General features: G+C 65.5%; 13 protein-coding genes. 8 read left to right on the forward strand and 5 right to left on the reverse strand.

The window, feature by feature from the left end:
* Positions 1–170: 170 nt before the first annotated feature.
* Complete coding sequence (locus tag F1599_RS03685) at positions 171–1,202, forward strand: asparaginase (RefSeq protein WP_190286299.1); 1,032 nt, start codon at positions 171–173, stop codon at positions 1,200–1,202.
* A gap of 27 nt (positions 1,203–1,229) precedes the next feature.
* Here the strand turns inward: F1599_RS03685 and F1599_RS03690 are convergent, their stop codons facing one another.
* Entirely contained in the window at positions 1,230–2,162 is a 933-nt protein-coding gene (locus tag F1599_RS03690; protein ID WP_150082215.1) for a LysR family transcriptional regulator, read from the reverse strand.
* A gap of 117 nt (positions 2,163–2,279) precedes the next feature.
* On the opposite strand from F1599_RS03690, the gene F1599_RS03695 reads away from it, so the two are divergent.
* The 3 genes from F1599_RS03695 to F1599_RS03705 all read left to right on the forward strand — a co-directional run bounded on the left by F1599_RS03695 (position 2,280) and on the right by F1599_RS03705 (position 4,833).
* Positions 2,280–3,074: an SDR family NAD(P)-dependent oxidoreductase gene (locus tag F1599_RS03695; protein WP_150082216.1), complete on the forward strand. Its 795-nt coding sequence runs from the start codon at positions 2,280–2,282 to the stop codon at positions 3,072–3,074.
* Between the two features lie 34 nt (positions 3,075–3,108).
* Positions 3,109–4,176, forward strand: coding sequence for a Bug family tripartite tricarboxylate transporter substrate binding protein (locus F1599_RS03700; RefSeq protein WP_223819446.1), 1,068 nt, complete (start codon positions 3,109–3,111; stop codon positions 4,174–4,176).
* 132 nt (positions 4,177–4,308) lie between these two features.
* On the forward strand, positions 4,309–4,833 hold the full coding sequence (locus F1599_RS03705) for a carboxymuconolactone decarboxylase family protein (RefSeq protein WP_150082217.1): 525 nt from the start codon (positions 4,309–4,311) through the stop codon (positions 4,831–4,833).
* Between the two features lie 5 nt (positions 4,834–4,838).
* Here F1599_RS03705 and nhaA read toward each other — a convergent pair whose 3' ends face one another.
* Together nhaA and F1599_RS03715 are read right to left on the reverse strand one after the other, a co-directional pair.
* The gene (gene nhaA, locus F1599_RS03710) at positions 4,839–6,077 is read right to left on the reverse strand and encodes a Na+/H+ antiporter NhaA (RefSeq protein ID WP_150082218.1); all 1,239 of its coding nucleotides are present in this window, start codon (positions 6,075–6,077) and stop codon (positions 4,839–4,841) included.
* Positions 6,078–6,500: 423 nt separating this feature from the next.
* Complete coding sequence (locus F1599_RS03715; RefSeq protein WP_190286300.1) at positions 6,501–7,370, reverse strand: DMT family transporter; 870 nt, start codon at positions 7,368–7,370, stop codon at positions 6,501–6,503.
* 162 nt (positions 7,371–7,532) lie between these two features.
* Here F1599_RS03715 and F1599_RS03720 point away from each other — a divergent pair, with 162 nt between their 5' ends.
* The 3 genes from F1599_RS03720 to F1599_RS03730 all read left to right on the forward strand — a co-directional run bounded on the left by F1599_RS03720 (position 7,533) and on the right by F1599_RS03730 (position 9,768).
* Positions 7,533–7,982 carry an Lrp/AsnC family transcriptional regulator gene (locus F1599_RS03720; RefSeq protein ID WP_150082220.1) on the forward strand — a complete coding sequence of 150 codons (450 nt, stop codon included), beginning with the start codon at positions 7,533–7,535 and terminating at the stop codon, positions 7,980–7,982.
* 143 nt (positions 7,983–8,125) lie between these two features.
* Positions 8,126–8,743 carry a 2-hydroxychromene-2-carboxylate isomerase gene (locus tag F1599_RS03725; protein ID WP_150082221.1) on the forward strand — a complete coding sequence of 206 codons (618 nt, stop codon included), beginning with the start codon at positions 8,126–8,128 and terminating at the stop codon, positions 8,741–8,743.
* Positions 8,744–8,784: 41 nt separating this feature from the next.
* On the forward strand, positions 8,785–9,768 hold the full coding sequence (locus F1599_RS03730; protein ID WP_150082222.1) for an NAD(P)H-dependent flavin oxidoreductase: 984 nt from the start codon (positions 8,785–8,787) through the stop codon (positions 9,766–9,768).
* Between the two features lie 239 nt (positions 9,769–10,007).
* Here F1599_RS03730 and F1599_RS03740 read toward each other — a convergent pair whose 3' ends face one another.
* The gene (locus F1599_RS03740) at positions 10,008–10,736 is read right to left on the reverse strand and encodes an SDR family oxidoreductase (RefSeq protein WP_150082224.1); all 729 of its coding nucleotides are present in this window, start codon (positions 10,734–10,736) and stop codon (positions 10,008–10,010) included.
* A 345-nt stretch (positions 10,737–11,081) separates the two neighbouring features.
* Here F1599_RS03740 and F1599_RS03745 point away from each other — a divergent pair, with 345 nt between their 5' ends.
* The gene (locus F1599_RS03745) at positions 11,082–11,561 is read left to right on the forward strand and encodes a DUF4351 domain-containing protein (protein WP_150082225.1); all 480 of its coding nucleotides are present in this window, start codon (positions 11,082–11,084) and stop codon (positions 11,559–11,561) included.
* A gap of 87 nt (positions 11,562–11,648) precedes the next feature.
* Here F1599_RS03745 and F1599_RS03750 read toward each other — a convergent pair whose 3' ends face one another.
* Positions 11,649–12,635 carry a Bug family tripartite tricarboxylate transporter substrate binding protein gene (locus tag F1599_RS03750; protein WP_150082226.1) on the reverse strand — a complete coding sequence of 329 codons (987 nt, stop codon included), beginning with the start codon at positions 12,633–12,635 and terminating at the stop codon, positions 11,649–11,651.
* Between the last annotated feature and the right edge of the window lie 34 nt (positions 12,636–12,669).

Genomic DNA, 12,669 nt, shown 5'->3' on the forward strand with positions numbered 1-12,669 from the left:
CATGCGGGGAATGGGGTTCAGCGGACCCGGGGAGTCGCCCGGATGGCGCGCGGTGCCAGGATGTGGCCCAATGCAGGCGAACCCGCCGGTCCCAGGCAGAGGCCTGGCCCGGGTTCCGATAATCACATCCCAGGAGACTTCGAATGAAGCCAACCCGCGCCCTGCTCAGCATGCTGTTGTTCGCGTCCGCCACCGCCTCCGCCCCCGCTTTTGCGCAAGGCAAGCCCGTGGTGCAGTTCATCGCCACGGGCGGCACCATCGCGATGAAGATCGATCCCGTCAAGAATGCGCCGGTGCCGGCGATATCGGGCGACGACCTGCTTGCCACGGTGCCCGATATCGGCAAGTACGCGACCATCCAGGTCAACAACCTGTCCAACGTGCCGTCGGACTATATGGACCCGCCGCGCTGGATCGCGCTGACCCGGGCCGTGCAGGCATCGCTCGATCGGCCCGACGTGGCCGGCGTGATCGTGTCGCACGGCACCGATACGCTGGAGGAAACCGCGTACTGGCTCGATCTGACGGTGCGCTCGGACAAGCCCGTCGTGCTGATCGGCGCGCAACGCAACGCATCGTCGCCTGACTTCGACGGCCCGCGCAATCTGCTGAACGCCGCGCGCATCGCCGTCGACGAGCAATCGAAGGGCAAGGGCGTGATGCTGGCGATGAACAACCAGATCAATGCCGCCCGCTACGTCACCAAGACCCACACCTCGAACGTCGAGACGTTCAACTCGGGCGACTTCGGCTTTATCGGCGAGGTATATCCGGACCGCGTGATCTACACCAGCACCCCATCGCGCCGCCAGCACATTCCGATCCAGACCGACAAGATGCCGGAGGTCGAGATCGTGGCGATGTACGGCGGGGCGGACGGCGCGGCGCTGCGCAACGCGGTCGACCGCGGCGTCAAGGGCATCGTGGTGCAGGCGCTCGGCATGGGCAACATGAACCAGCCGATGTTCGAGGCCGTCAAATACGCGCTGTCGAAGAAGGTGCCGGTCGTGATCTCGACCCGCGTGCACAACGGGCGCGTGCTGCCGAACTACGGCTTCGTCGGCGGCGGCAAGACCAGCTTCGACGCGGGCGCCGTGATGGCGGACGATCTGAAGCCCGCCAAGGCGCGCATCCTGCTGATGCTGCTGTTGCAGCGGGGCGTGACCAGCCAGGCCGACCTGCAGGCCGCGTTCAGCCGCTAGCGCGGGCAGGGCAGGACCGCGGCAACGCTATGCGGCCGGTGGCCAGATCCAGCCCGGCCACCGCCGCTTCAGCCGGTCGGCGACGATGCCGACCTCCGCCATGGCCCGCGCCGCGATTTCCGAGGGCGGCGATGTCTTGCGGCTGACCAGGCCGACGGACCGCACCGGTCCGTCCACGATCTCGGCCACGCGCATGCCCTTGAGCGACAGCAGCGGCATGATGCCGAGATAGGGCAGGACCGCAATGCCCAGCCCTTCCTTGACGAAGCCGGCGATGGTGCCGATCTGGTCCAGCTGCAGCTTCGGCCGGAACTGCACGCCGCGCTGCAGGAACGCGGCGCTCATGTACTTCATCGCGGTGCTGCGGTCGGTCATGCTGATCAGGGGCAGGCCGGCCAGTTCGTCCATGTGCATCCGCTTGCGCAAGGGCTTGCGCCACTGCGCCGGGGCCAGCAGCACAAAGCGATCGCGCAGGATCTCCTGGAACAGCAGCTCGGGGTTCGACGGCGAGGCGGAGGCCAGCGCGAAGTCGACCTGGTAGTCGATCACGCGCTGGACAGCGGCCTGGTCCGCGCAGTCGTGCACGGCGATCTGCGCATGCGGGTAGCGCTTCTCCAGCGCCGCGCAGACGCCGGGCAACAACACATTGGCCAGCGACGGCAGCGCGGCGATCGACAGCCGCTGCGCCTCCTGTTCCGCGCGGCTCTGCAGATGCCGCAGGCCGGAATCGAACTCGCCGACGATGCGGCGGGCCATCGGCACCAGCTGCTCGCCCGCCGGCGTCAGGCGCACGCTGCGCGTCGACCGTTCGAACAGCGCGATGCCCAGCTCCTCCTCCATCTCCTTGACGGCCTTGCTCAACGACGGTTGCGTGACGAAGAACTGCTCGGCGGTGCGGCTGAAGTTCAGCGATTGCGCCAGCGCGAGAAAGATCCGGAGTTGGCGGGGCGTGATATTCATTCTTCAGGGCTATCAATCTATAGACAAAGGGAATTTCCGCAATAAATGTAGTCTCCCTAGAATGGGCCGCGCAAGCTTTTGCGGGACTTCTTTGCAGACCTCGACAACGGAGACGAGATGCTGGATCTGAACGGCAAGGTAGCGCTGATCATGGGATGCGGCGCCGTCGCCGAAGGGTGGGGAAACGGACGCGCCACCGCCATGCTGATGGCGCGGCAGGGGGCGCGAGTCTTCGGCACGGACCTGCATCTGGCGCATGCGATGCGCACGCGCGAACTGATTGCCGCGGAAGGCTTCGACGCCGATGTGCTCGCCTGCGACAGCACCAGCGCCGAGCAGGTCGAGCGCGCGGTGCAGGCCTGCCTGTCGCGCCATGGCCGCATCGATATCCTGGTCAATAACGTCGGCCTGTCGCAGCCCGGGGGTCCCATCGAGATGGACGAAGCGGTCTGGGACGCGCAGATGCAGGTGAACCTGAAGGGCGCGTTCCTGGCCTGCAAGCACGTGCTGCCGATCATGAAGACGCAGGGCGGCGGCGCTATCGTCAATATCGCCTCGGTGGCCGGGCTGCGTTATGTGGGCAAGCCGCAGGTCGCCTATGCCGCGGCCAAGGCGGGCCTGATGCATTTCACGCGGACCACCGCGGTGATTCACGCGCCGGACAACATCCGCCTGAACTGCGTGGTGCCCGGCCTGATGCATACCCCGCTGATCGAAGGGTTGGCGGCCAAGTATGCGGGCGGCGATACCGAGGCGTTCATCGCCCATCGGCATGGCCAGGTGCCGATGCAGCGCATGGGCGATGGCTGGGACACCGCGCACGCGGTGCTGTTCCTGGCAGCCGACGAGAGCCGCTATATCACCGGCACCGAGATTGTCGTCGACGGCGGGCTGGTTGCCGCGACGCGATAGATAAACAGCGATAGCGGCGGCATTGCCGCATGGCATGGGCAAGGCTCTCGCCGGCCTTGCCATCGATAACGGCAACGACAGCGACAACGACAGCGACAACGACAACGACAACGACAAGGAGACAACGATGACAAACCGATCCCGGCGCCTGCTTGGGGCCGCGGCGCTGGCCGCCGCTGCCCTTTTTCACGCCGCGCCCGCCTGGAGCCAGGCGTATCCGAGCCAGCCGATTCGCCTGATCGTGCCGTTCGCGCCCGGCGGCGCGGTGGACCAGACCGCGCGCACGATTTCCGGCGCGCTGGGACGGGAGCTGGGCCAGCCGATCGTCATCGAGAACAAGCCCGGCGCCAGCGGCTCGCTCGGCGCGGCCGACCTGGCGCGGGCGAAGCCGGACGGCTATACGCTGATGCTCGCGCTCGATTCGCACGCGGTGAACCACTACACGGTCAAGAACCTGCGCTTCGATACCTTCAAGTCGTTCGACTACCTGAGCCTGCTGGTCACCACGCCGCAGGTGCTCGTCGTCAACAACGCGCTGCCGGCCAACAATCTCGATCAGCTGGTGACCTATCTGAAGGCGAATCCGAACACGTCGTATGGTTCGGCGGGAACGGCGTCGGCAGGGCACGTCAACAGCGCGCAGCTGTCGCTCGCCCGGCAGCTGGCGACGACCCATATCCCGTACAAGGGCGCGGCGCCGTTGCTGACCGATCTGCTGGGCGGCCATGTCCAGTATGCGTTTGCCGGCCTGTCGGTGATGCTGCCGCATATCAAGGCCGGCAAGGTCCGCGCGCTGGCCGTCAGCTCGCCAAAGCGCTCGGCGATGTTGCCCGACGTGCCGACCATGAGCGAAGTGATTCCGGGCTTCGAATATCCGACCTGGATTGGCCTGGTCGCGCCGCATGGCCTGCCGCCGGAGGTCCGCGGCAAGCTGCTGGCGGCAACCCACAAGGTCATGCACGATCCGGAGGTATCGAAGCGATTCGCGGAGAATGCCTTCGATATCGTCAACAGCAGTCCCGAGGCGTTCGCCGCCCGGGTCAACAAGGACGCGGCCGCCATGGGCGACCTCGTGCGCCGCAAGGTGATCGTCGCCGAGTGATTGCCGGCGACGATCCTTGCCGAACAATCTTCGCCGAGCCGTCCTCGGCGAACGAACTTTGCCGAACGATCTTCGGCAAGCGATCTTCGCCGACTGAAACACCGAACCATCCATCCCACTACGGACATCGACATGGCCGCCATTCCCTACGCCGATCTTTCGGCGCCGGACATTCAGCCGCTGGCCGAGCGGATCGCCGCCGAGCGCGGCAGCGTGCTGCACCTCTATCAGATGCTGCTGCACGCGCCGCCCGTCGCCGAGGGCTGGCTGACCTATCTGACCGCCATCCGCCAGAAGTCCACCTTGCCGGGCGCGCTGCGGGAGATGGTGATCATGCGCGTGGCGATCCTGAACGGGGCTTCCTACGAAGCCGACCAGCACGCGCCGATCGCGCTGAAGGAAGGCATGACGCAGGCCCAGCTCGATGCGTTGCCCGCCTGGCGCGACAGCACGCTGTTCGTCGACGTCGAGCGGGCGGTCCTCGCCTACACCGACGCGATGACGCGCGACATCCGCGTCGAGCCGGCGGTGTTCGCGGAGATCGCCCGGCACTTTTCGCACCGGCATGTGGTCGAGCTGACCGCGACGATCGCGGCGTACAACATGGTGTCGCGCTTCCTCGAGGCCCTGCAGGTGCATTCGCACGACGCAAGATAGCGCGGTCAGCGCACCGCGGAGCCACCCGCGGGCGGTGCCTGGTCCGACTCGAAGTCCATCGTGTCCATATCGACATCGGACGCGACCGGCTTGCCGAACAGCTTCAGCCAGACGAAGCCCAGCACACCCGCGCTCAGCGACGCCAGCAGGATCGCCATCTTCGAGGCATTGATCACGCCGGGCTCGCCGGTGAAGGCCAGGTTGGTGATGAAGATCGACATCGTGAAGCCGATGCCGCCCAGCAGGCCCGCGCCGAACACATGGCGCCAGCGCAGGTCCAGCGGCAGCTTGCAGATGCCGATGGCGACCGCCAGGAAGCTCACGATCGTGATGCCCAGCGGTTTGCCGACCACCAGCCCGGCCAGGATGCCCAGGCTGTTCGACGAGGCCAGCTCCTGCGCCCAGTCGCTGCCGATCACGATGCCGGTGTTCGCCAGCGCGAAGATCGGCAGGATCACGAAGGCCACCGGCCGGTGCAGCACATGCTCGAGCCGATGCGACGGCGATGCCGCGTCGTCCTGTCGGGCGGAGAACGGAATCGCGAAGGCCAGCAGCACGCCGGCGATCGTCGCGTGCACGCCGGACTTCAGCATCAGGAACCACATCAGCGCGCCGCCCAGCAGATAGGGAATCAGCGACATCACGCGCAGCACGCGATTCAGGAACAGCAGCGCGCCGAACACCGCGAGGGCGCCGAGCAGGTAGACGAACGCCAGCTCGGCCGTGTAGAACAGCGCGATCACGATGATGGCGCCGAGGTCGTCCATCACGGCTAGCGCGGTCAGGAAGACCTTCAGCGAAGCCGGCACGCGGCTGCCGAGCAGCGCCAGCACGCCGAGCGCGAAGGCGATGTCCGTCGCCATCGGAATGCCGATGCCAGCCTGCGTCGGGGTGCCGCCGTTGAATCCGAAGTGGATCAGTGCGGGAACGGCAATGCCGCCGGCCGCCGCGACGATGGGCAGCAGCGCATTGCGCAGGCTGGACAGCTCGCCGTTGTACAGCTCGCGTTCGAGTTCGAGGCCGATCAACAGGAAGAAGATCGCCATCAGCGCGTCATTGATCCAGTGCTCGACGCTAAGGCCGGCGACCTTCACATGCCACAGATGGAGGTACTGGTCGCCGATCGGCGAATTGGCCAATATCAGCGAAATGACGGTGCAGACGATCAGCAGGATGCCACCCGCCTTCTCGGACTCGAAAAAGCGCTGGAAGGTATTGGAGAGTCTTCTTTGTACGATTGCCATGGGGCCTCTCTTGGGAGCTATACCGGGAGACATACCGGCAGATATGCCGGGATGGAAGCGAAGGGAATGGCGCGCGCGCAGGCGCCGCGGCTCCCGCGGCCGGGAGGCGCGGAGGGCGGCGTTGCGTGACAGCGCGTGGAAGCGGAGAGTCGACCAGTGAAATGGTCTGGATGAGGGTGGTGCATGCATCGGTCGCGGAAAAGCCGCGTGGCGGCCCGACCGACGCTGATCCTGCCACCCCGTGGGGTGAGCACCCGCGCGGAAGTATACCGGAACCCGATTGCCGGAACCGAATGGCCGGAACCGAATGGGCGGAACCGAATGGGCGGAACCGGATTTCCGGAAGCGGATTGCCGGAAGCGGATTTCCGGAAGCGGATTGCCGGAAAGGGGCGGCAGGAAGGCTGGAGCGTTGCCGAGGTGGTCAGCTCCGCGTCGCAGCGGCGCTGGGCCGGCGCGCGAACGGCAGCCGCCATCCAAGCGTCATGCCGGCGGCCGCGATCAGGATTGCCGCGGCGCCGGCCCATTGCGCCCAGTCCAGGCGCAACCCGAACGCCACCATGTCGACGACGATCGCCACCACCGGATAGATGAAGGACAGCGCCGCCGTCATCGCCGTCGACAGCTTCTGGATCGCGCCGTACAGCAGGATATAGACCAGCCCGGTATGAACGACGCCGATCGTCACCAGCATCGGCCACGAACCGTCATAAGCCGCGAGGTCCGACAGATTCGCGAACGGCGCCAGCATCGCCATGCCGACGCAGGCCTGGATCAGTGCGATCAGATGCGGCGGCACGCCCGACAGCCGCTTGGTAATGATGGCCGCCACCGCATAGAAGAACGCCGCGCCAAGCGCCAGCGCGATGCCCCCGAGATAGTCGGTCGCGCCATGCCCGTGATCCGGCTTGGCCTGCACGATCATCAGCACCCCCGCGAACGCGATCAGCAGCCAGGCCAGCTTGGTCAGCGTGATGCGCTCGGAAAACAGCAGCGCGCCCAATGCCACCAGCATGAACGGTTGCGTGTTGTAGACCGCCGTCGCGATCGAAATGGACGCCCGCGGATAGGCCGCGAACAGCAGCAGCCAGTTCATCACGATGGCGACGCCGCCCAGCGCCGCGAGCCCGAGCGTGCGCCAGGTCAGCTGCCGCAGCATGCCCAGCGCGCCGCAGATCGCGAGCAAGGTCAGTGCGCCGAACAGGCAGCGCCAGAACACCACGTCGCGGATCGGCTGTCCGGACTCGACCACGAACCAGCCGATGGTGCCGGACAACACCATCGACGCCGTCATTTCGGCAGTGCCGCGTAGGGAATTCACCGTCTTTCTCCTGAAGGCTCAATGGTGTTTAGAATCGCATGACAAGGGCGCGGATTCTATATCCTTTATTAGGTTTGATCGCCTCCTTTCCTGTATTTGGAAGGCATAACCCTTTTTTCCCTAAGGAATCAAAAAATGCTCGACGATGTCGATCGGCGCATTCTTGCCGTGCTGGCCGAGGACGCCCGGATTTCACTGAAGGAACTGGCCGCTCGTGTCGGCCTGTCTTCGCCGAGCACTTCGGAACGGCTGAAACGCCTGGAAGAGCGCAAGGTGATTCGCGCCTTCACCATCGATATCGATCCCGCTGCGCTCGGCTATCCGCTGCAGGCGATCGTTCGCATCCGCCCGTTGCCCGGCAAGCTCCATATCGTGCAGAAGCTCATTGCCGAAATTCCCGAGATTGGCGAATGCGACAAGGTGACCGGCGAGGATTGCTTTGTGGCCCGGCTGTATGTGCGATCGATCGAGGAACTGGATGGCCTGCTCGATCGCGTCGCGCAAATGGCGGAAACCAATACCTCGGTGGTCAAGGCCAAGGTGGTGCACAAGCGCGGCGCGCCGATCGGAGAGGCCGGCGACTAGCGCCTCGTCGCTTGCGCGTCAGAACTGCATCGTGGAACGTGCGCGGAAAGCCTTGCCAAAATTCCGATCGACGGTACATTGTTGCGGGAAACCGGCCGGCCGGACCGTCCGGCAACAATCACCATCCGAGGTGGAGACAAGCGATGCGTACCGTCAACGCGCAGTTCCTGTTCGATTTCGGCAGTCCCAACGCCTATCTCGCGCACAAGGTCATTCCGGACATTGAAGCGCGCACCGGCGTGACATTCGAATACGTTCCGATTCTGCTAGGCGGCCTGTTTCGGCTGACCGGCAATCGCTCGCCGGTGGAGGCGTTTGCCGGCATCAAGAACAAGCCGGAATATGGCCGTCTGGAAATGGAACGCTTCGTCAGGCGGCATGGCCTGACCGCATTTCGTATGAATCCCCACTTTCCGGTCAATACCCTGCAGATCATGCGAGGCGCGATCGCAGCGAGTCAGGATGGCGGCTTCACGCGTTATGTCGATGCGGTCTTCGGCGCGATGTGGGAGCGCGGATTGAAAATGGACGATCCGGCCGTGATCGAGGCCGCCTTGAACGAGGCCGGACTCGATGGCGCCCGCCTGCTCGAGGCGATCAATCAGCCGGCCGTCAAGGAAACGCTGCTGGCCAATACGCAGCGCGCATTCGAGCGCGGGGCATTCGGCGCGCCGACTTTCTTCGTCGACGACGAGATCTTCTTCGGCAAGGACAGCCTGCGCGACGTCGAAGAGGAAATCGTGCGGGCGCGCGCCGCCTGATTCGCGTTCGGTCATTCCACTCGTTCGGAGCCTTCCTGCCCATGAAAACACGCATCACTGAACTGTTCGCGATCCGCTATCCGATCATCCAGGGCGGCATGCATTTCGTCGGCCTGGCCGATCTGGCGGCGGCCGTCTCCAATGCCGGCGGCCTGGGCATCATCACCGCGCTGACGCAGCGCACGCCCGAGCTGCTCGCCAAGGAAATCGCGCGTTGCCGCGAGATGACGGACCAGCCGTTCGGCGTCAATCTGACCTTTCTGCCGACGTTCTCGGAGCCGCCCTATGCGGAGTACATCGCCGCGATCGCCGAGGGCGGCGTGCGCATCGTCGAGACCGCGGGCCGCAGTCCCGAGCAGTACATGCCGGCCCTGAAGGCGGCCGGCATCAAGGTGATCCACAAATGCACGTCGGTGCGCCACGCGCTGAAGGCCGAGAGGATCGGCTGCGATGCGGCCAGCGTGGACGGCTTCGAATGCGGCGGCCATCCGGGCGAGGACGACGTGCCCAACATGATCCTGCTGCCGCGGGCCGCCGAAACACTGAAGATTCCGTTCGTCGCCTCCGGCGGCATGGCGGACGGCCGCAGCCTGGTGGCCGCGCTGGCGCTGGGTGCCGACGGCATCAATATGGGAACGCGCTTCCTGGCCACCGAGGAAGCGCCGGTGCATGTCAACGTCAAGCGGGCCATCGTCGGCGCGAGCGAACTCGATACGCGGCTGATCATGCGGGCGCTGCGCAATACCGAACGCGTGCTGAACAACGGCGGCGTCGAGCGGCTGCTGGAAATCGAACGCGAGAAGGGCGCCGATCTGAAGATCGCCGACATCTACGACCAGGTTGCGGGCATCTATCCGAAGGTGATGGTGGAGGGTGATGTCGAGGCCGGTGCATGGAGCTGCGGCATGGTTGCCGGCCTGATCCACGATATCCCGAGCGTCAAGACCCTGATCGACCGGATCGTCAGGGAAGCCGAGCAGCTGACGTTCGAGCGGCTGGCGGGGATGTTCGACGCGCGGCGTTGAGCGGTAAAACATGGGCGAGGCACGGTGCCTCGGTGCCATGCGGGGAAGCCGGGTGCCGGAAACGCGGAAAGCCGGAGCCCCGAGCCCCGAGTCCGGCGCCCGCAGCCCGCAGCCTGGAGCCTGGAGCCTGGAGCCTGGAGCCTGGAGCCTGGAGCCTGGAGCCTGGAGCCTGGAGCCGGATCCCGAGACCGGTGCCGGGTCCGGGTCCGGGTCCGGGTCCGGGACTGCCTGGAGTCAGATCACCACGCCTCGATCCAGGGCCGCAGATCGAGCTCGTGCGTCCACGCGTCCCGCGGCTGCTGGTGCAGCATCCAGTAGGCGTCGGCGATATGCTCGGGATTCAGGATGCCGTCGCGATCCTTCAGCGCGTAGCGCTCGGGAAAGTTCTCGCGGATAAAGGCGGTGTCGATGGCGCCGTCGATGATCGGGTGCGCAACGTGAATGCCCTGCGGCCCCAGCTCCTTCGCCATCGATTGCGCCAGCGCGCGCAGGCCGTGCTTGGCGCCGGCAAACGCCGAGAATCCGGCGCGGCCGCGCAGGCTGGCCGTGGCTCCCGTGAAGAAAATCGAGCCGCGTCCGCGCGGCACCATCACGCGCGCCGTCTCGCGACCCATCAGGAAGCCCGCGAAGCAGGCCATCTCCCAGACCTTGAAGTAGACCCGGGCCGTCGTGTCGAGAACGTCGAAGCGGACGTTCGCGCCGATGTTGAACACCGCCACCTCGATCGGCGCGATGTCGGCCTCGATCCGCTGCACCAGGCTGGTCATTTCCTCTTCCTTGCGCGCGTCCGAGCCAAAGGCATGGGCAATGCCGCCTTCGGCTTCGATCCGCTGGACCAGCGGTGCCAGCTTGTCGGCGTTGCGCCGGGTCACGCAGGCGATATAGCCCTCGCGCGCAAAGCGCCGCGCGATCGCTCCGCCGGTCGCGTCGCCGGCACCGATGACGAGGATGGCCTTCCTTTGGCTCATGGTGTCTCCTTCGAATGGGGCGCTGCTTCGCCGGTCATCCGGCGGCAAGCCGATTGAGAATCTTCGCAACGCCAGACAGTGTCCGCGATTTCGCCGAATGCTGCCGAGCGAGCCATCGATGTGCCGCGCGATCGGGCGTTGATCGATGCCGGTCCGCCGGGCGGCATGAAACGCAAAATGCGTGTCCTTCTGTGAAGCATCGAGAGCTCATGCGGAGGATGCTGTCGGCCTCGACACTCCTAAGTTATCGGCTCCAACCATGGTTCAGCTCGAAGACGCCAGCTACAAGCAGTTGTTTTCCTCTCCATCGATGGTTCGCAACCTGGTTTAAGGCTGAAATACCTGTTGCTGGATAGCGGACGCATCGGCAAGGCGCAACTGCGCGCGATGCGCAATCCGGTTGCCGTGCTGATGCAGCTGGAAGAGGCGGAAACCCAGCAGGAGGTCGGCGAGTTGATCGACAAACTCGCCGACATCGTGAAAGGCGACGAGGAGCTGCAGCGAATCTTCCTCAACGTGTTGCCGGGGCTCATTGGCCGGCGTAGTGGCAACACGCTGGACGTACCGGTGGTCAATGATCTTGTGGAGATGAAGATGAAACTAAGTCAGAGCTTCAAGGTGTGGGCGCATGAATATAAGGCGGCCGGACGGCTGGAGGGCGAGGCCCGGATACTGCAGCGGCAACTTGCCACTCGCTTCGGAACGTTGCCAGAATATGCGGTAGCCAGGATTCAGGCCGCAACGGAGGAGCAGCTCGATCACTGGTCAACGCGATTGCTTCGCGCCGAAACCCTGGCCGAGGTATTCGAAGACGACCCAGCATGACCGCCCGGCCCTTTCACAGAGGCCAACATCCAAAACGGCGCCGCCGTCCACCCGACCCGAACGACCGCGCCGATACCTCCCTCAACATCAATCCGCCTGAATCCCGAACTCCTTGACGATCCGCGCGTAGCGGTTCGCGTCGGCCGCAATCAGCTTGCCGAGATTCGAAGCATCGCCGCCGACCGGGCTGATGCCGAAGGTCGCCATCTTCTCGACGATGTCCGGCATCTTCAGGATCTCGTTGATATGCCCGTTCAGCGTGCGTACCACGTCCGCGGGCATGCCCTTGGGGCCGAGGATCGCCTGCCACGCGCCGACTTCGACGTCCTTGTAGCCCAGCTCGGCCAGCGTCGGCACGTTGGGCGCGAACGGCGAGCGCTTCGGGTCGGCCACGGCGATCGGCAGCAATCTACCGTTGCTCACGTACTGGAACACCGCGCCATAGGTGGAATAGGTCATCGGCACCTGGCCGCCGAGCACGTCGACCACCGCCGGGGCGGTGCCCCGATACGGGACCTGCGCGATCCGCACGCCGGCCGCCTTGTTGAACAATTCCCCCAGGATATGCATCGGCGAGCCGTTGCCCGGCGAGGCATAGGTTTGCACCGTGCCGGCCTTGGCGCGCGCGACCAGATCGCTCATCTTGCTGATGCCGGTCGACTTGTTGACGACCACGAACAGCGACTGGCTGCCGGTCTGGATCACCGGCGTGAAGTCGCGCTGCACATCGTAGGCCGCGCCGGAGCCGGGTTTGAGAACGAGCGGGGCGAGCGCCACGGTGTTCGGCGCGGCCAGCAGCGTGTAGCCGTCCGGCGCCGCCTTGGCGACGTAGGCGCTGCCGATCGTGCCGGCGGCGCCGGTGCGGTTCTCGACGACGACCGACTGGTTCAGCCTGATCGCCAGCTTCTCCGCGATCATGCGGGCCAGCACGTCGGTATCTCCGCCGGCCGGATAGGCGACCACGATCGTGATCGGCTTGCTCGGATAGCCTTGGGCCTGCGCGGCGCCCGTGCCGAGCAGCGCGCTGGCCACGGCAACGGCGGCGAACAATTTGCGGGTGGTGGACTGCTTCATGGTTCCTCCAGTTTTCTGCGCTCGGGGGCGATGG

Origin of the sequence: Cupriavidus cauae (genome assembly GCF_008632125.1) — a bacterium.
Lineage (GTDB): Bacteria > Pseudomonadota > Gammaproteobacteria > Burkholderiales > Burkholderiaceae > Cupriavidus > Cupriavidus cauae.

Bases quoted from the DNA above. Each gene is read 5' to 3' on its own strand.
- F1599_RS03685 (WP_190286299.1), top strand. From the start codon at position 171: ATGCTGTTGTTCGCGTCCGCCACCGCCTCCGCCCCCGCTTTTGCGCAA.
- F1599_RS03690 (WP_150082215.1), bottom strand. From the start codon at position 2,162: ATGAATATCACGCCCCGCCAACTCCGGATCTTTCTCGCGCTGGCGCAA.
- F1599_RS03695 (WP_150082216.1), top strand. From the start codon at position 2,280: ATGCTGGATCTGAACGGCAAGGTAGCGCTGATCATGGGATGCGGCGCC.
- F1599_RS03700 (WP_223819446.1), top strand. From the start codon at position 3,109: ATGGGCAAGGCTCTCGCCGGCCTTGCCATCGATAACGGCAACGACAGC.
- F1599_RS03705 (WP_150082217.1), top strand. From the start codon at position 4,309: ATGGCCGCCATTCCCTACGCCGATCTTTCGGCGCCGGACATTCAGCCG.
- nhaA (WP_150082218.1), bottom strand. From the start codon at position 6,077: ATGGCAATCGTACAAAGAAGACTCTCCAATACCTTCCAGCGCTTTTTC.
- F1599_RS03715 (WP_190286300.1), bottom strand. From the start codon at position 7,370: ATGACGGCGTCGATGGTGTTGTCCGGCACCATCGGCTGGTTCGTGGTC.
- F1599_RS03720 (WP_150082220.1), top strand. From the start codon at position 7,533: ATGCTCGACGATGTCGATCGGCGCATTCTTGCCGTGCTGGCCGAGGAC.
- F1599_RS03725 (WP_150082221.1), top strand. From the start codon at position 8,126: ATGCGTACCGTCAACGCGCAGTTCCTGTTCGATTTCGGCAGTCCCAAC.
- F1599_RS03730 (WP_150082222.1), top strand. From the start codon at position 8,785: ATGAAAACACGCATCACTGAACTGTTCGCGATCCGCTATCCGATCATC.
- F1599_RS03740 (WP_150082224.1), bottom strand. From the start codon at position 10,736: ATGAGCCAAAGGAAGGCCATCCTCGTCATCGGTGCCGGCGACGCGACC.
- F1599_RS03750 (WP_150082226.1), bottom strand. From the start codon at position 12,635: ATGAAGCAGTCCACCACCCGCAAATTGTTCGCCGCCGTTGCCGTGGCC.